16 protein-coding genes are annotated in these 15,778 nt (G+C 72.4%); 8 read left to right on the plus strand and 8 right to left on the minus strand.

The genetic code is table 11. The features are described from left to right. The first annotated feature begins 95 nt into the window (after positions 1–95). The gene (locus AB0H53_RS00925) at positions 96–545 is read left to right on the plus strand and encodes a sec-independent translocase (protein WP_362105091.1); all 450 of its coding nucleotides are present in this window, start codon (positions 96–98) and stop codon (positions 543–545) included. A gap of 119 nt (positions 546–664) precedes the next feature. Then, positions 665–1,348, plus strand: a complete 684-nt coding sequence (locus AB0H53_RS00930; protein WP_362105094.1) for a hypothetical protein — start codon at positions 665–667, stop codon at positions 1,346–1,348. Positions 1,349–1,435: 87 nt separating this feature from the next. On the opposite strand, the gene AB0H53_RS00935 is transcribed toward AB0H53_RS00930, so the two are convergent. The 3 genes from AB0H53_RS00935 to AB0H53_RS00945 are packed head-to-tail and all read right to left on the minus strand — an operon-like array spanning position 1,436 to position 4,427. Further along, a complete protein-coding gene (locus AB0H53_RS00935; RefSeq protein WP_362105097.1) occupies positions 1,436–2,569 on the minus strand; it encodes an Mrp/NBP35 family ATP-binding protein in 1,134 nt (377 codons plus the stop codon). A 42-nt stretch (positions 2,570–2,611) separates the two neighbouring features. Beyond that, positions 2,612–3,160: a DUF1003 domain-containing protein gene (locus AB0H53_RS00940; RefSeq protein WP_362105100.1), complete on the minus strand. Its 549-nt coding sequence runs from the start codon at positions 3,158–3,160 to the stop codon at positions 2,612–2,614. Next, a complete protein-coding gene (locus AB0H53_RS00945) occupies positions 3,150–4,427 on the minus strand; it encodes a CBS domain-containing protein (protein ID WP_362105103.1) in 1,278 nt (425 codons plus the stop codon). The genes AB0H53_RS00940 and AB0H53_RS00945 overlap by 11 nt, the downstream gene beginning before the upstream one ends. Positions 4,428–4,605: 178 nt before the next feature. Between AB0H53_RS00945 and AB0H53_RS00950 the strand changes: the two genes are divergently transcribed. Further along, a complete protein-coding gene (locus AB0H53_RS00950) occupies positions 4,606–5,394 on the plus strand; it encodes a hypothetical protein (protein WP_362105106.1) in 789 nt (262 codons plus the stop codon). Between the two features lie 159 nt (positions 5,395–5,553). Here the strand turns inward: AB0H53_RS00950 and AB0H53_RS00955 are convergent, their stop codons facing one another. Beyond that, positions 5,554–6,066 (minus strand): hypothetical protein, encoded by a 513-nt coding sequence (locus AB0H53_RS00955; RefSeq protein WP_362105108.1) that lies wholly within the window; start codon positions 6,064–6,066, stop codon positions 5,554–5,556. A gap of 34 nt (positions 6,067–6,100) precedes the next feature. Then, complete coding sequence (locus tag AB0H53_RS00960; RefSeq protein WP_362105110.1) at positions 6,101–7,225, minus strand: magnesium and cobalt transport protein CorA; 1,125 nt, start codon at positions 7,223–7,225, stop codon at positions 6,101–6,103. Between the two features lie 409 nt (positions 7,226–7,634). On the opposite strand from AB0H53_RS00960, the gene AB0H53_RS00965 reads away from it, so the two are divergent. The 4 genes from AB0H53_RS00965 to AB0H53_RS00980 all read left to right on the plus strand — a co-directional run bounded on the left by AB0H53_RS00965 (position 7,635) and on the right by AB0H53_RS00980 (position 11,099). Then, complete coding sequence (locus tag AB0H53_RS00965) at positions 7,635–8,219, plus strand: suppressor of fused domain protein (RefSeq protein ID WP_362105113.1); 585 nt, start codon at positions 7,635–7,637, stop codon at positions 8,217–8,219. A gap of 555 nt (positions 8,220–8,774) precedes the next feature. Next, a complete protein-coding gene (locus AB0H53_RS00970; RefSeq protein ID WP_362105116.1) occupies positions 8,775–9,413 on the plus strand; it encodes a DUF6758 family protein in 639 nt (212 codons plus the stop codon). Positions 9,414–9,539: 126 nt separating this feature from the next. Further along, on the plus strand, positions 9,540–10,409 hold the full coding sequence (locus tag AB0H53_RS00975) for a PHP domain-containing protein (protein ID WP_362105119.1): 870 nt from the start codon (positions 9,540–9,542) through the stop codon (positions 10,407–10,409). 84 nt (positions 10,410–10,493) lie between these two features. Further along, positions 10,494–11,099, plus strand: a complete 606-nt coding sequence (locus AB0H53_RS00980; RefSeq protein ID WP_362105121.1) for a MarC family protein — start codon at positions 10,494–10,496, stop codon at positions 11,097–11,099. A 135-nt stretch (positions 11,100–11,234) separates the two neighbouring features. Here AB0H53_RS00980 and AB0H53_RS00985 read toward each other — a convergent pair whose 3' ends face one another. Beyond that, positions 11,235–11,387 carry a hypothetical protein gene (locus tag AB0H53_RS00985; protein ID WP_362105124.1) on the minus strand — a complete coding sequence of 51 codons (153 nt, stop codon included), beginning with the start codon at positions 11,385–11,387 and terminating at the stop codon, positions 11,235–11,237. A gap of 164 nt (positions 11,388–11,551) precedes the next feature. Between AB0H53_RS00985 and AB0H53_RS00990 the strand changes: the two genes are divergently transcribed. Next, positions 11,552–12,469, plus strand: a complete 918-nt coding sequence (locus tag AB0H53_RS00990; protein ID WP_362105127.1) for an NYN domain-containing protein — start codon at positions 11,552–11,554, stop codon at positions 12,467–12,469. Here AB0H53_RS00990 and AB0H53_RS00995 read toward each other — a convergent pair. Together AB0H53_RS00995 and AB0H53_RS01000 are read right to left on the minus strand one after the other, a co-directional pair. Beyond that, on the minus strand, positions 12,454–13,338 hold the full coding sequence (locus AB0H53_RS00995) for an alpha/beta hydrolase (RefSeq protein WP_362105130.1): 885 nt from the start codon (positions 13,336–13,338) through the stop codon (positions 12,454–12,456). The genes AB0H53_RS00990 and AB0H53_RS00995 overlap by 16 nt on opposite strands. Before the next feature lie 73 nt (positions 13,339–13,411). Then, positions 13,412–15,295, minus strand: a complete 1,884-nt coding sequence (locus AB0H53_RS01000) for a DEAD/DEAH box helicase (RefSeq protein ID WP_362105133.1) — start codon at positions 15,293–15,295, stop codon at positions 13,412–13,414. Positions 15,296–15,778 lie beyond the last annotated feature (483 nt).

A 15,778-nucleotide genomic window follows, 5' to 3' on the forward strand; every position in this document is an offset into this window, starting at 1 on the left:
TTCACCGCGAGGTACCGTCCCGACAGCTCGGACGGGTACCGTGGAGCGGGCCCCGGGCCCTGGAACGGAACCGGACCCTGTGAAGGAGCGGCAAGGTGTTCAATGACATAGGCGCACTCGAGCTGGTGACGCTCGTCATCCTCGCCGTGCTCATCTTCGGTCCCGACAAGCTGCCGAAGGTCATCCAGGACGCCGCCGGCTTCATCCGCAAGATCCGGGACTTCTCGGAGAGCGCGAAGCACGACATCCGCAGCGAGCTGGGCCCCGAGTTCAAGGACTTCGACTTCGAGGACCTGAACCCCAAGACGTTCATCCGCAAGCAGCTCTCGGAGAACGAGGACCTGAGGGAACTGCGCACCAGCTTCGATCTCAAGAAGGAGATCCACGAGGTCGCGGACGCCGTCAACGACCGGGCGTCCGACGCGTCCGTCCCGGCCGCCGTCGGCGGTGGGACGGCCGGTTCGGCGGGCACCCCGGACCTGCTGAAGAAGCCCGAGCGGCCCGACCCGGGCGAGCGCCCGCCGTTCGACGCCGACGCCACCTGAGCGACGGCCTTCCCGAAGAGCCGGGCCCGGGTGGCTATCCTCTCCATCTGTCCGGTTGCGAGGACGCCCGCAGGGGCGGACCGCGCCGGACTCCAGGGATCGAGGAGGCGGCCGGGCAGATGGAGACGACGAGTCGGGTGGGGACGCAGGGGGCGCCCCGCACCACAGCCACGTCCGAGGGGGTGCCAGCGGCACGCCGTACGGTCGAGGGCTATCTGCGCGCCCCGTTCCCCTGGTACGGACTGGACGAGGCGTTCGGTGGACGGCGCTGGCTGATGCAGGTCGGCGTCTCGGCCGACGGCACGGTCCAGCACGGTTCCACCGGCCACGGCGACGAGCCGGCCATAGGGCCGGAGCGGCCCGAGACGCCCGGAGCCGAGCGGGAGCGCAAGGAGCGGTTCGCGGTGGTGGTCACGGTCGCCGCCAGCCCGGTGCGCCGCACCGGTGACGGTACGGGCGTCCTGGACGCCACCACGGTCTCGTCCGCCGCCTGGTTGGCCGGCTCCGGCCTGCTGGCCCACACCTGGCCGCCGCAGCTCGACCACGCGCTGCGCGACGACTGGCTGGACCAGCAGACCGAGACCGCCTTCGCGCTGGCCGACGACCTGGACGGGCCGGCCTGGTCGTCGCTGTCCCTGCCGGTCGACGGTGTGCCCATGCCGTTCCACTACCGGGAGTCCGAGTTCGGCTGGGTGCTGGCCGGCACCACGCCCACCGGGGTGCACCTGGGCGCGTACGGGCGCGGGATGAGCGCCTACGGCCTGGGCTTCGCGGTGATCGGGGACATCACGACGTACGCGTGACGGCGGCGCGGGGCGACGGCGTACGCACCGCGCGACGAGGGCGGCCCCGGTTGACCGGGGCCGCCCTCGTCGTACGCGCGCGGGGAATCAGAACTTGTTGCGCGGGGTGATCCCCAGCGACATGCCGGACAGGCCGCGCTGCCGCCCGCCCAGCTTGCCCGCGATGGCGCGCAGCGCCGCACCCGCCGGGGACCCGGGGTCGGTCAGCACGACCGGCCTGCCCTCGTCGCCGCCCTCGCGCAGCCGTACGTCGATGGGGATCTGGCCCAGCACCGGCACGGTGGCGCCGGTCGTCCTGGTCAGTCCGTCCGCGACCTTCTGGCCGCCGCCCGAACCGAAGACGTCGACCATCTCGTCGCAGTGCGGACAGGGCAGGCCGGACATGTTCTCCACGACGCCCACGATCTTCTGGTGCGTCTGCACGGCGATGGAACCGGCCCGCTCGGCGACCTCGGCCGCCGCCTGCTGCGGCGTGGTGACGACCAGGATCTCGGCGTTCGGCACCAACTGCGCCACCGAGATCGCGATGTCACCGGTGCCCGGCGGCAGGTCGAGCAGCAGCACGTCCAGATCGCCCCAGTACACATCGGCGAGGAACTGCTGGAGCGCGCGGTGCAGCATCGGGCCGCGCCACACCACCGGCGCGTTGCCCGGCGTGAACATGCCGATGGAGATGACCTTCACGCCGTGCGCCGAAGGCGGCATGATCATGTTCTCGACCTGGGTAGGGCGGCCGTCCGCGCCCAGCATGCGCGGCACGCTGTGCCCGTAGATGTCGGCGTCCACGACGCCCACCTTCAGCCCGTCGGCGGCCATCGCCGCCGCCAGGTTCACGGTCACGGAGGACTTGCCCACGCCGCCCTTGCCGGAGGCCACCGCGTACACCCGGGTCAGCGAACCGGGCTTGGCGAACGGCACCTCCCGCTCGGCGGTGGTGCCGCGCAGCGCGGCGGCGAGCTCCTTGCGCTGCTCGTCGCTCATCACGTCCAGCGACACGTCGACGCGGGTGACACCTGCGACACCGGAGACCGCCTCACGCACGTTGGCCGTGATCGTCTCGCGCATCGGGCAGCCGGAAACCGTGAGGTAGACGGTGACGGCGACCGCCCCGTCCGCACCGATCTCGACTGATTTGACCATGCCGAGCTCAGTGATCGGCCGGTGGATCTCGGGGTCGTTCACCGTCGCCAGTGCTTCGCGCACCGCGTCTTCCGTAACCATACGGAGATGGTACGGCTCGGTACCCCGACCCCGGAAAGCGTCTCAGCGGTCGGCTTCGTCACTCCGGTGCGCCGCCCCGCGCGGGAATACCTGCCGCCGCTCGTCCAGCTCCTTGATCACGTCCTCCAGTTCGGAGCGGATCCAGTCACGGGTGGCGACCTCGCCCAGGCCGATGCGCAGGGCGGCGATCTCCCGCGTCAGGTACTCGGTGTCGGCGATGGACCGCTCGTTCTGCTTGCGGTCCTGCTCATGGGTGACCCGGTCGCGGTCGGCCTGCCGGTTCTGCGCGAGCAGGATCAGCGGGGCGGCGTAGGAGGCCTGGAGCGAGAGCATCAGGGTCAGGAAGATGAAGGGGTACTCGTCGAACCGCAGCGCGGCGGGGGCCGAGACGTTCCACACCACCCAGGTGATGATGACGAACGTCATCCACACCAGGAAGCGCCCGGTGCCCAGGAAGCGGGCGATCCGCTCCGACAGCCGCCCGAACGCGTCGGGGTCGTACTCCGGCAGCAGCCTCGGCCGCCGCACCCGCGGCTGGTCCAGCCGGATGCGGGAGGGCGGCGGCCACTCCGGTGTGCGGTCAGGACCCATGCCCGGCCCCCTGCCCCTCCGGGTCGAACTCCGTCTCGCGCCAGTCCTCGGGCAGCAGGTGGTCCAGTACGTCGTCCACGGTGACCGCGCCCAGCAGCGATCCGCTCTCGTCCACCACCGGGGCGGCGACCAGGTTGTACGCGGCGAGGTGACTGGTCACGTCGGGCAGCGGGGTGCCGGGGGAGAGCGGCTCCAGGTCGCTGTCCACGATCGCCGAGACCAGCGTGAACGGCGGATCGCGCAGCAGCCGCTGGAAGTGCACGGTGCCCAGGAACTTGCCGGTCGGTGTCTCGTCCGGCGGCCGGCACACGTACACCTGCGCGGCCAGCGCGGGGGACAGGTCCCGTTGGCGCACCCGGGCGAGCGCGTCGGCGACCGTCGCGTCCGGGCGCAGCACGATCGGTTCGGTGGTCATCAGACCGCCCGCGGTCCGCTCCTCGTACGACATCAGGCGCCGCACATCGGCGGCGTCGTCCGGCCGCATCAGCGTCAGGAGCCGCTCCTTGTCCTCCTCGGGCAGCTCGGACAGCAGGTCGGCGGCGTCGTCCGGGTCCATCGCCTCCAGGACGTCGGCGGCCCGCTCCTCCTTCAGCTTGCCGAGGATCTCGACCTGGTCGTCCTCCGGCAGCTCCTCCAGCACGTCGGCCAGCCGGTCGTCGTCCAGGGCGGCGGCCACTTCCGAGCGCCGCTTCGGGGACAGGTGGTGCAGCACGTTGGCGAGGTCGGCCGGCCGCATCCGCTCGAAGGTGGCGACCAGGCTCTCGGCGCCCTGCCCCTCCTCCTCCAGCGAGAAGCCGGTGACCGCCGACCAGTCCACGGTCAGCGTCTCGCCCTTGCGGCGCAGCGCACCGCCGCCGCCCCGGCGTACGAAGACCCGGTCGATCTCCCAGTCGCGGCGGGCCGGCAGCTGGTGTACGGCGACGTCCAGGACGGTCACCTCCTCGTCCCCCTCGACCAGCCGGACCCGCCGGTCGAGCAGCTCGCCCAGGACCAGCCGTTCGGTGGGGCGCTGCTCGAAGCGCCGCACATTGACCACGCCGGTGGTGATGACCTGGCCCGACTCGATCCCGGTGACACGGGTCATGGGCAGGAAGATCCGGCGCCGGCCGATCACCTCCACGACCAGGCCCAGCAGCCGGGGAGGGCGGCGGCCGACCCTCAGCATCGCGACCAGGTCGCGCACCCGCCCCACCTGGTCGCCGCTCGGGTCGAAGACGGGGACGCCGGCCAGGTGCGAGACGAAGATCCGGGGGGCGCCTGCCGCCATGCCGCGCGCCTCCTCGTGTGATCAGGAACAGTCCGTTCCTGATCAGGCTAGCCCGTCCTGTTGCCGGATGCCCCGGCGGAGCCTCCGGAAGGCTCTCTTCCGATCAGCCTGGACGGCACGGGTACGCTGCGGTCTGCCACCCACAGCACCCCACAGGTAGACGAGAGGCAGTGTGCAGGTGACCGCTCTCCCCCCGGCCTCGCGCGCCCGCCGGGCCGCCCTCCCCGTCGCGTTCTGCGCCGGGCTCACCGCGGTGCTCACCGCCTGCGGCGACGCGAAGGAGGACCCGGACGCGGGCACCAACGGCGTCGGCAAGCTGTCCGCCACCGAGATCGAGTCCAAGGCGCGCACGTCGGCGGACGCGGCGCGGGCGGTGCGGCTGGCCGGGACGCTGGTCAGCAAGGGCGGCACGTACAAGCTGGACATGCGGCTGAAGCAGACCGGCGCCACCGGCTCGGTGGTGTCCCGCAACACCACCTTCGAGCTGCTGCGGGTCGGGGACGCGCTGTACCTGAAGGCGGACGCGGCCTTCTGGAGCCACGCCGAACGGGACGAGGGCGAGGGCGGTACGGCGGCGCCGGGCGAGTCCGACTCGCAGGCGGCGGACAAGCTGGACGACAAGTACGTCAAGGTGCCCAGGGACGACCCGTCGTACAAGCAACTGCGCGGCTTCACCGAGATGAACGTGCTGCTCGACGGCCTGCTGGAGCTGCACGGCGAGGTCGTCAAGGGGGACCGCGACCGGATCGGCGGCACCCGCACGATCAAGGTGAAGGGCGGTGGCCGGGGCGAGGGCGGAACCCTGGACGTCTCGCTGGAGGGCAGGCCGTACCCGCTCCAGTTCGCCCGGGGCGGCGGCGCGGGTGTGGTGGTGCTGACGGACTGGAACGTGGACTTCCCGCTGACCGCGCCGGCGGCCGATGACACCGTCGACTACGGCCGCCAGCTTCCCCGCACCAGCGACTGACCCGGTCACCGCCGTTCCCGGCCCGCCAGGCCCGGGAACGGCCCGCCGGGCCGCCGGGAACGGTCGCCCGCGCCGCCCGCGCCCGCCCCTGCCCGCGAACGGGCTGCCGGACCGCCCCGCCGGCGCGGGGGCGGCGCGGGGAGCGTGCGGCGCGGGCGGTCAGCGCTTCTTGCGCTTCAGGAGCAGGCGCGGCAGGCCCGCCGGGATCGCGTGGCGGGTCGTCGCGGGCGTCGGCAGCGGGGTCGCGGCCAAGGAGCCGTGCGGATGGTCGGTGGTCGATCCGCGCGGGGTCAGCCGCAGCACCCGGCACTCGCGGGCCCAGCGCTCCGTCATCGTCTCGGCGTCCGGGGCGTTCAGCCGCTTGCCCTTCAGCTCGCCGACCGCCGACTCCCACGCCTCGGAACCCGGCACCAGCTCGCTGACCGCGGCCGTCCAGGCGACCACCCGGCCGCCCTTGTCCTTGCTGCGCACGGTCACCTCGGCCGTGGCCCCCTCGACCAGCCCGGCCGGCAGCGGCTGCTCGCCCGGCCCGTCACCGACGACATGGGCCGCGCCCTCGTGCCAGACGTGCCACAGCGCCCGGGCGGCGCCGTCGCCCCGTACCCAGACGAGGCCGGACTTCTTGGTGGCCTCCTCGACGAGGGCGTGGCCGAGCAGGGTGTCGTCAGTCATGTGCCGCAGCTTAGCCAGCGGCCGCGGGCCCGACCTAGAGCCATCCGTTGCGCTTGAGCGAGCGGTGGATGGCGAAGCAGATCACCGAGATCCCCACCAGAACCATCGGGTAGCCGAACTTCCACCGCAGCTCGGGCATGTGGTCGAAGTTCATGCCGTACACCCCGCACACCGCCGTCGGTACGGCGATGATCGCCGCCCAGGAGGTGATCTTGCGCATGTCCTCGTTCTGCGCGACGGTCGCCTGCGCCAGGTTGGCCTGGAGGATGGAGTTCAGCAGCTCGTCGAAACCGATGACCTGCTCCTGCACCCGGGCGAGGTGGTCGGCGACGTCCCGGAAGTACTTCTGGATGTCGGGGTCCACCAGCCGCATCGGCCGCTCGCTGAGCAACTGCATCGGCCGCAGCAGCGGCGACACGGCGCGCTTGAACTCCAGCACCTCCCGCTTGAGCTGGTAGATCCGCCCGGTGTCGGTGCCGCGGGTGCTCCCCTTGGCGGGGGGCGAGAAGACGTCGATCTCGATCTGGTCGATGTCGATCTGCACCGCGTCGGCGACCGCGATGTAACCGTCCACCACATGGTCGGCGATGGCGTGCAGCACCGCCGAGGGGCCCTTCTCCAGCAGCTCCGGCTCACCCTCCATGCGATGGCGCAGGTTGCGCAGGGAGCCCTGCCCGCCGTGCCGCACGGTGATGACGAAGTCCCGGCCGGTGAAGCACATCACCTCGCCGGTCTCGACCACCTCGCTGGTGGCGGTGAGTTCGGTGTGCTCGACGTAGTGGATCGTCTTGAAGACGGTGAAGAGGGTGTCGTCGTACCGCTCCAGCTTGGGCCGCTGGTGCGCGTGCACCGCGTCCTCCACGGCCAGTGGGTGCAGCCCGAACTCCGCGGCGATGACCGCGAATTCGGCCTCGGTCGGCTCGTGCAGCCCGATCCAGGCGAAGCCGCCGGCCTCGCGCACCTGCCGCATCGCCTCACGCGGGGTGAGGGCGGAGACGTCCCTCACCCGGCGGCCCTCCCGGTAGACGGCGCAGTCGACCACCGCGGTGGACGAGGACGGGTCGCGGGTCGTGTCGTAGGAGTTGTACGTGTTGTACGCGGCGCTGCTCTTGCGCAGGGAGGGGCGAATGGTCGCGCGCAGGTCACGGATCATCGACATGGCGGGCTCCTATGGAGAGGCCGTCGGCGAGGCGTGGCACAGCCCGGAATGAGGACGTGGCGTTGCTTACGTCCGCAAAGCGGGCGGCACTGCGGGGTCGCGGTGACGGCGTTCGCTACAGACAGGCAAAAACGTTGTGCTCTTCCGTCGTGCGCGTAGCCATGTACCCGGGGGAAGGAGGCTCAGATCACCGGGAAAGCCCGTGGGCGGAAGAGCGGTTGGTACTGCACGGTCGACTTCGATCCACCGCAGCACCACCTCCTCCGGCCGGTCCCCCGTGGGGGATGACGTGTCGTCGGGACTGGAAAGCATCGCTCGGCGTGCTGTCCCGACCAGCGGCCAAGACTATCAGCCGACTGAGGGTCAATCCCTTTCTTTGCCCGTTCCATACGCGCTTTATGCTCCCTGCATGGGAGAAGTTCTTGCTCTGGTCGAGGCCAGGCTGCTCACGGCGCTGGGCGAACCGGACGCGCGAGCCGCGGTGACCTTTCTGGGCACCGACCGCATCGAGGTGCTGAGGTTCACCGACGGCGACCTGGTGAGATACGCCACGCTCGGCATGTCCGCCCAGCCGATGGCCGACCCCACGGCCACCCTCGCCGATCCGGTGAGGGGCCCGCGCGCGGAACTGGTGCTGTCGGTGCGGCGCGGCACCGCCGACACCGACAAGGTGCTGCGCCCGCTCGCCGTCCTGGCCGCCTCGCCCCAGGTGGAGGGTGTGGTGGTGGCGCCGGGCGCCTCCCTGGACCTGGGCGAGGCCCTGTGGCCCGGCGCGCCGTTCAGCTCGGTGCTGGTGGCGGAGCCGGGCGGACTGGTCGAGGACCTGGAGCTGGACGAGCCGCTGGACCCGGTGCGCTTCCTGCCGCTGCTGCCGATGACGCACAACGAGGCGGCCTGGAAACGGGTGCACGGTGCCCAGGCCCTCCAGGAGCGGTGGCTGGCGGCCGGAACGGACCTGCGCGATCCGCTGCGCGGGTCCGTGGCCCTCGCCTAGTCCGCCCACGGGTCCGTCGGTCCGTGCCGGTCCGCCGGCCGGGGTGACCCGACGCGGACCGGTCACCCCGGCCGGCGGGCCGCGGAGAGCACCGCGAGGACGACCACCGGCGCCGGGCCGGCGAGCGGCGTGCGGCGCCGCCGACGCGGCTGGGGGACGAAGCCGGAGAGCGGCATCGCCAGCGCGGTGATCAGGACGCACGAGGTGAACAGGAGCGAGACCTCGCTGGCGTGGCGTGCGGGCCCTGCGCGATGGACGGCGGGGTCGGCCGACCAGGCCGATCACATGAAGGCGGCGACGGACGCGCCCGCGGTGGCCCGGACGGCCCCGGGCCGGCGGAGGACGCCTCCCGCACCCTCGCCGAGCGGGTCGCGCGCCGTCGGTGTGCGGTCCTCTCCCGGCATGCCGGCCCCTCGCCCGAGATGGTGCTGCATACACGCGATCGGTCGGCGGGGCCATCAGGTGCATCTGCCACCTACTTTTTCCGCCGGGTCGGCGCACCGGACGGGTGATCGTCCTTGACGCGGCGACGGCCGGGGAGGACCGTTGAACCCTATGAGGGGCGAACCCAGTTGCCCGAAGTGCGGAGGCCGGGTCCGGGCGCCCGGCCTGTTCTCCGACTCCTGGCAGTGCGATGTGCACGGGGCCGTGTATCCGCTGCAGCCCGTGCTCCCGCCCAGCGTCGAAGCGCTCGGTGTGGTGGTCAATCGCGCGCAGGTGCCCGTCTGGATGCCCTGGCCGCTGCCCATCGGCTGGCTCTTCACCGGTGTCGCCCACGCGGGCGACGAGCGCAGCGGCGGCCGTGCCACCGCCGTCGCCTGTACCGGCCCCGGCCCGCTCGGCGGCATGGGCGAGCTGCTGCTGGTCGCGGAGGAGCTGGGCGTCGGGCTGGGCGCCCGGTACGCGGGGACGGACGGCCCCGACCCCGGCCCGCACCTCTGCCTGGACAAGCCCGCCCAGACCAAGGTCCTGGCGGGCGGGCGGCCCACGCCGCTCTGGCACGTCGGCGGCGCCCCCGAGGACCGCGCGGTCTTCGCGGGCGAGGCGCGCGGGCTGTGGCTGTGGGCGATCGTCTGGCCCGAGCAGTCGGGCCTGCTGATGTACGACGAACTGATCCTGACCGACCTGCGCGACGCGGGAGCCGAGGCGGAACTGCTGCCGTGCGGCGCCCTGACCCCCCGGCTGCTGGCCTGACGCCACGGCCGGGGCGGGGGTGGGCGCGGTGGGCGGCCGGGCGCGGACGCGGCGTCGTGGAGGCGGGCGGATCGCCGTTATCCTTGAGCGTCCCCCGTTCCGTCCCCGAGCCCCGGAGTTCGCGTCGTGCGCATCGACCTGCACACCCACTCCACGGCCTCCGACGGTACGGACACCCCCGCCGAGCTCGTCCTGGCCGCCGCCGCGGCCGGTCTGGACGTCGTCGCGCTGACCGACCACGACACCACCCGCGGCCACGCCGAGGCGATCGCCGCCCTGGCGCGGCTCGACCGGGAGCTCACCCTGGTCACCGGCGCGGAGCTCTCCTGCCGTGTCGACGGTGTCGGGCTGCACATGCTGGCGTACCTCTTCGACCCGGACGAGCCCGAGCTGGCCCGCGAGCGCGAGCTGGTGCGCGACGACCGGGTGCCGCGCGCCCGGGCGATGGTGGGCCGGCTCCAGGAGCTCGGCGTGGCGGTCACCTGGGAGCGGGTCGCGGCCATCGCCGGCGACGGCTCGATAGGCCGCCCGCACATCGCCGAGGCGCTCGTCGAGCTCGGCGTCGTACCCACCGTGTCCGACGCCTTCACGCCCGAGTGGCTGGCCGACGGCGGACGGGCGTACGCCCAGAAGCACGAGCTCGACCCGTTCACCGCGATCCGCCTCGTCAAGGCGGCCGGCGGGGTCACCGTCCTGGCGCACCCGCTGGCCGTCAAGCGCGGCCGCACCGTGCCCGAGGCCGCCATCGCCGAGCTCGCCGCGTGCGGTCTGGACGGGATGGAGGTCGACCACATGGACCACGACGAGCCGACGCGCGCCCGGCTGCGCGGGCTCGCCGGGGAGCTCGGGCTGCTGACCACCGGCTCCAGCGACTACCACGGCACCCGCAAGACCTGCCGGCTCGGCGAGTACACCACCGACCCGGAGATCTACGGCGAGATCACCCGGCGCGCCACCGGCGCGTTCCCGGTGCCGGGCGCGGGCGGACGCCCGTAACGCCCGTAACACCCGTAACGTCCGCGACGCCGGCCATCCCCCGCGCACCCCTCCGTACGACCCCTCTCCCCGCAAGGCACCACTGTGTTCGACGCTGCCGTCTTCGGCTCCCTGTTCCTCACCCTGTTCGTCATCATGGATCCCCCCGGGATCACTCCGATCTTCCTCGCCCTGACCTCCGGCCGGGCCACCAAGGTGCAGCGCCGGATGGCGTGGCAGGCGGTCGCGGTGGCCTTCGGCGTGATCACCGTGTTCGGCATCCTGGGCCAGCAGATCCTGGCCTACCTGCATGTCTCGGTCCCCGCGCTGATGATCGCGGGCGGGCTGCTCCTGCTGCTGATCGCGCTGGACCTGCTGACCGGCAAGACCGACGAACCCAAGCAGACCAAGGACGTCAACGTCGCCCTGGTACCACTGGGCATGCCGCTGCTGGCCGGGCCGGGCGCGATCGTGTCGGTGATCCTGGCGGTGCAGCACGCCAACGGCGTCAGCCAGCAGATCTCGGTGTGGGCGGCCATCGTCGCCATGCACGTGGTGCTGTGGCTCACCATGCGCTACTCGCTGCTGATCATCCGCGTGATCAAGGACGGCGGTGTGGTGCTGGTGACCCGGCTCGCCGGCATGATGCTGTCCGCCATCGCCGTTCAGCAGATCATCAACGGCGTGACCCAGACCATCCAGGGCGCCTAGGGGTGTCTCCCTGATCCGGCCGGAACAGGATCAGGGAGACACCCCCTGGGGCCGGCGGACATCACTGCGCCCCCGTACGGATTCCGGATCGTCCGGAGTCCGCGCGGGGGCGCGGTGCGTGTGCGGCGTCAGGCGTTACGAAGCCGTGGTGGCGGCCGGGCGGATGTAGATGCGCTGGCCCACCGAGGCGGCCTGCTGCACGATCCGGTTGACGGAGGCGGCGTCCACGACGGTGCTGTCCACGGCCGCGCCGTCGACGTCGTCGAGTCGCATGATTTCGAAGCGCACGGGCTTCTCCCTTCGTCGGGTGAGTTGATCCTCCTGGAGGAGAACTGCGTTACCTACGGGTGCAACGGTGTGCCCGTTACAAACATTCCCTACGCTAACTAAATTTTTTGATTGTCTAACTACTCATGGGTAGACAATGGGTCGATGGAGCAGATGAGGGCGGTATGAACGACACGGACACCACCCCGGCCGACCGGCTGAGCGAGCTCGGCGCCCGCCTGGAGCGCACCAATGAGCTCCTGCAGCGGATGCTGGTCGAGGTGGCGAAGACCCCCTCGACACACGCCATCTTCGTCGACGCGGGTTACGTCTATGCTTCGGCCGGGTTGCTGGTGGCGGGCACCGAGGACCGGCGCTCCTTCGACCTGGACGCGGAGGGGCTGATCGAGGCCTTCATCGACAAGGCCCGCCTCATCTTCGCCGACAGCCGGCTGCTGCGGGTGTACTGGTACGACGGCGCCAGGCGCCGTATCCACACCCCGGAGCAGCAGGCCATCGCGGAACTGCCCGACGTCAAGGTCCGCCTCGGCAACCTCAACGCCAACAACCAGCAGAAGGGCGTCGACTCACTGATCCGCTCCGACCTGGAGTCGCTGGCCCGCCACCGCGCCATCAGCGACGCCGCGCTGGTCGGCGGCGACGAGGACCTGGTCTCGGCGGTCGAGGCGGCGCAGGGGTTCGGCGCCCGGGTCCACCTGTGGGGCATCGAGGCTGCGGAGGGACGCAACCAGGCCGAGCCACTGCTCTGGGAGGTCGACAGCCAGCGCACCTTCGACCTGGAGTTCTGCCGGCCCTACCTCACCCGGCGGTCCGTGACGACGTACGAGAACGAGGGCGAGCCGCCCCCGTCCCGCGACGAGGTGCGCTTCGTGGGCGCGCGGATCGCGGCGACGTGGCTGGCCGAGCGGGGGCGGGAGGCGATGGCCGAGCTGCTGCCCGGCCACCCCTACCTGCCGGGGCCGGTCGACCAGGACCTCCTGATGGAGGCGGAGCGGCTGCTGAGCCGGTCCCTGCGCGGGCACGCGGTGCTGCGGCGGTCGCTCAGGGACGGCTTCTGGCAGCACCTTCAGGCGCGGTTCTGACCGCCGTGCCCGTCCCAGAACGCCGCCACGGCCGCGGCGGTCTCGGCCGGGCGGTCGGTGTTCGGTGAGTGCTCGGCCCCCTCGACCAGGGTGCGGCGGGCGCCCAGACGGGCCGCCATCGCGTCGAGCAGGGCTACCGCCCAGGTGTCGTCCCGCACGCCGGAGACCACGTGCACCGGCAGCACCGGACGCAGGGCGGCCAGTTCGCGGACCCGGTCCGGTTCGCTGGTCAGCGCGCGGCCGGTGGCCAGGAGCTGGGCGGGGTTGTGGCGCAGCCAGCGGCGCCGGAGGTCCTCGCGTTCCTCACGGTCGCCACGCGCGTCGTCGGCGTCCTCCGGCGGGTCCATGGCCCGCATGGCGGCCCACACCTGGCCCATGTCCATCACCTTGAGCGCGTCGCCCAGCATCCGGATCTTCTCCTGCTGGGCGGGGCAGACCTCGGCAGGGCCGGACGACAGGAGGGTGAGCGTGACGAAGCGGGAGGCGTCCAGGAGTACCGCGGCCCGTGCGATCTGCCCGCCCAGTGAGTGCCCCAGCAGGTGGACCGGAGTGCCGAGGGCCCGCGCCTGGGCGAGCACATCACGGGCCAACTCTTCCTGCTCGTACGCCTGTTCGTCGGCGGGTCCCTCGGTCTCGTACTGCCCGCGGCCGTCGACGGCGACCGTACGGTAACCCGCGTCGGCCAGCGGCTGGAGCATCGCGATGAAGTCCTCCTTGCTGCCGGTGTACCCGGGCAGCAGGAGGGCGGTGCCCTTGAGCGGCACCCCGTCGGTGGGCGCCGCGTCGAGCACGGCGAAGGACCCGCGCTCGGTGCGGAGCGGGTAGGCGCGGGCGCAGGAGGGCGGGATGAACGTGGGCGGCCGACTCATGGGACGAGGCTAGCCGGATGGCCCCGTCCCCTCTGCGGGGGGACGGGGCCATCCAGTGGTGCCGCGGCTCGCCTCAGCTCTCCGGCTGCGCCGCGGCGACCTTGACCGCCCGGCGCCGGCGGGGCTTGGCCTCGGCCGCGGGGGCCTCGGTCACTGCCTCGGCCGGTTCGGCGGCCTTGCGGGTGCGGCGGCGGGGCTTGGCCTCGGTGGCTTCCGGGGCTTCCGGGGCTTCGGCGGGCTGCGCGGCCTTGCGGGTGCGGCGGCGCGGCTTGGCCTCGGTGGCCTCCGGGGCTTCGGCGGGCGCCTCGGCCGTGGGGGCCTCGGTGACCGTCTCGGCCGGTTCGGCGGCCTTGCGGGTGCGGCGGCGGGGCTTGGTCTCGGCGGCCTCCGGAGCGGACTGCGGAGCGGCCTCCGGCTCGGCGACCGGAGTGGCGGCCGGGGCCTCGGTCACCGTGGCGGCGGCCTCACTCACCGTGGCCTCCGCCGGGATACCGGCACCGGCACCGGCACCGGCACGGGTGCGGCGACGACGGCGGGGCGCACGGGGCGCGGTGACCTCGGCGGGCGCCTCGGCCACGGCGGCCCCGGCGGTCGCCGGAGTCTCGGCGGGCGCGGTCGTCGCGGAGGTTTCCGGCGTCCCGTCCACCGGGGCGCCGGCCCGCAGCCGGCGACGCTGGCGGGGCGTGCGGGTGCGCTCGGGGCGCTCCTCGGTACGCTCCGGACGGCCGGAACGGTCCGGGCGCTTGCCGCGCGAACCGCGGCCGCCCGTCTCGCCCAGGTCCTCCAGCTCCTCCGCGCCCAGACCCGCGCGGGTCCGCTCGGCACGGGGCAGGACGCCCTTGGTGCCGGCCGGGATGTCCAGCTCCTCGAACAGGTGCGGAGAGGTGGAGTACGTCTCCGGCGGGTCCGGGAAGCCCAGGTCCAGCGCCTTGTTGATCAACTGCCAGCGCGGGATGTCGTCCCAGTCGACCAGGGTCACGGCCGTACCCGACGCGCCCGCGCGGCCGGTGCGGCCGATGCGGTGCAGGTAGGTCTTCTCGTCCTCGGGCGACTGGTAGTTGATGACGTGCGTGACACCCTCGACGTCGATGCCGCGCGCCGCGACATCGGTGCAGACGAGGACGTCGACCTTGCCGTTGCGGAAGGCGCGCAGCGCCTGCTCGCGGGCGCCCTGCCCCAGGTCGCCGTGGACCGCGCCCGACGCGAAGCCGCGCTGGGCGAGCTGGTCGGCGATGTCGGCGGCCGTCCGCTTGGTGCGGCAGAAGATCATCGCGAGCCCGCGGCCGTTGGCCTGCAGGATCCGGGCGACCAACTCGGGCTTGTCCATCGAGTGCGCGCGGTAGACGCGCTGCGTGGTGTTCGCGACGGTCGCGCCCGCGTCGTCGGGGGAGGTGGCGCTGATGTGCGTGGGCTGTGACATGTAGCGACGGGCCAGCCCGATGACCGCGCCCGGCATGGTGGCCGAGAACAGCATGGTCTGGCGCTTCGCCGGAAGCATGTTGATGATCTTCTCGACGTCGGGCAGGAAGCCCAGGTCGAGCATCTCGTCGGCCTCGTCGAGGACGAGGGCGCGCACGTGGGAGAGGTCCAGCTTGCGCTGGCCGGCCAGGTCGAGCAGGCGGCCCGGGGTGCCGACGATGACGTCGACGCCCTTCTTGAGCGCCTCGACCTGCGGCTCGTACGCCCGGCCGCCGTAGATGGCCAGCACGCGCACATTGCGGACCTTGCCGGCGGTGAGCAGGTCGTTGGTGACCTGGGTGCACAGCTCGCGCGTCGGGACGACCACCAGCGCCTGCGGGGCGTCGGTGAGCTGGTCGGGCCTGGCCCGGCCCGCCTCGACGTCGGCGGGCACGGTGACCCGCTCCAGCAGCGGCAGGCCGAAACCGAGCGTCTTGCCGGTGCCGGTCTTGGCCTGGCCGATGACGTCGGTGCCGGAGAGCGCGACCGGAAGGGTCATCTCCTGGATGGGGAACGGGGCGACGATGCCGACGGCTTCGAGCGCCTCGGCGGTCTCGGGAAGGATTCCGAGCTCTCGGAAAGTCGTAGTCAGGGTGCTGCCTCTTCTGTGAGACGCGGTACGAGGCGAACGCTGGGGGTCCTACCGTGCCGGTGACTGTCCGGCCGCGGGCCACTGGGATCGCGGGATCGCAGCCGGGTGGCACGGGACCACTGCCGTCGCTCGAGCGTCATACCGCTGAGGGCCCCTCATGTGCGGCACTTGCGCACGGAGGGCTGTCGGGTCGGAGCCGATCGGGCCACCGACCGGGCATCCTCTTCATGAGATGGCCCGCCGAGCCGCCCCAGGAACAGGACCGAGCACTCAACAGGCGCAATACCACTGTACCCCGGATCCGCGCAGGTTTGTGGGGCTGATTCACAAGGAGGGGGACGTCACACTGACTGGCCAGGCCCGTCCGGGACACCGGCGGCGGGCTATTGT

The organism is Streptomyces sp. NPDC050856 (assembly GCF_040653855.1).
Classification (GTDB): domain Bacteria; phylum Actinomycetota; class Actinomycetes; order Streptomycetales; family Streptomycetaceae; genus Streptomyces.

What these genes read in the sequence shown, in the direction of transcription:
- AB0H53_RS01000 (WP_362105133.1), bottom strand. Translation starts at nt 15,295, where the DNA reads ATGACCCTTCCGGTCGCGCTCTCCGGCACCGACGTCATCGGCCAGGCC.
- AB0H53_RS00965 (WP_362105113.1), top strand. Translation starts at nt 7,635, where the DNA reads ATGGGAGAAGTTCTTGCTCTGGTCGAGGCCAGGCTGCTCACGGCGCTG.
- AB0H53_RS00970 (WP_362105116.1), top strand. Translation starts at nt 8,775, where the DNA reads ATGAGGGGCGAACCCAGTTGCCCGAAGTGCGGAGGCCGGGTCCGGGCG.
- AB0H53_RS00960 (WP_362105110.1), bottom strand. Translation starts at nt 7,225, where the DNA reads ATGTCGATGATCCGTGACCTGCGCGCGACCATTCGCCCCTCCCTGCGC.
- AB0H53_RS00990 (WP_362105127.1), top strand. Translation starts at nt 11,552, where the DNA reads ATGAACGACACGGACACCACCCCGGCCGACCGGCTGAGCGAGCTCGGC.
- AB0H53_RS00945 (WP_362105103.1), bottom strand. Translation starts at nt 4,427, where the DNA reads ATGGCGGCAGGCGCCCCCCGGATCTTCGTCTCGCACCTGGCCGGCGTC.
- AB0H53_RS00935 (WP_362105097.1), bottom strand. Translation starts at nt 2,569, where the DNA reads ATGGTTACGGAAGACGCGGTGCGCGAAGCACTGGCGACGGTGAACGAC.
- AB0H53_RS00930 (WP_362105094.1), top strand. Translation starts at nt 665, where the DNA reads ATGGAGACGACGAGTCGGGTGGGGACGCAGGGGGCGCCCCGCACCACA.
- AB0H53_RS00940 (WP_362105100.1), bottom strand. Translation starts at nt 3,160, where the DNA reads ATGGGTCCTGACCGCACACCGGAGTGGCCGCCGCCCTCCCGCATCCGG.
- AB0H53_RS00995 (WP_362105130.1), bottom strand. Translation starts at nt 13,338, where the DNA reads ATGAGTCGGCCGCCCACGTTCATCCCGCCCTCCTGCGCCCGCGCCTAC.
- AB0H53_RS00955 (WP_362105108.1), bottom strand. Translation starts at nt 6,066, where the DNA reads ATGACTGACGACACCCTGCTCGGCCACGCCCTCGTCGAGGAGGCCACC.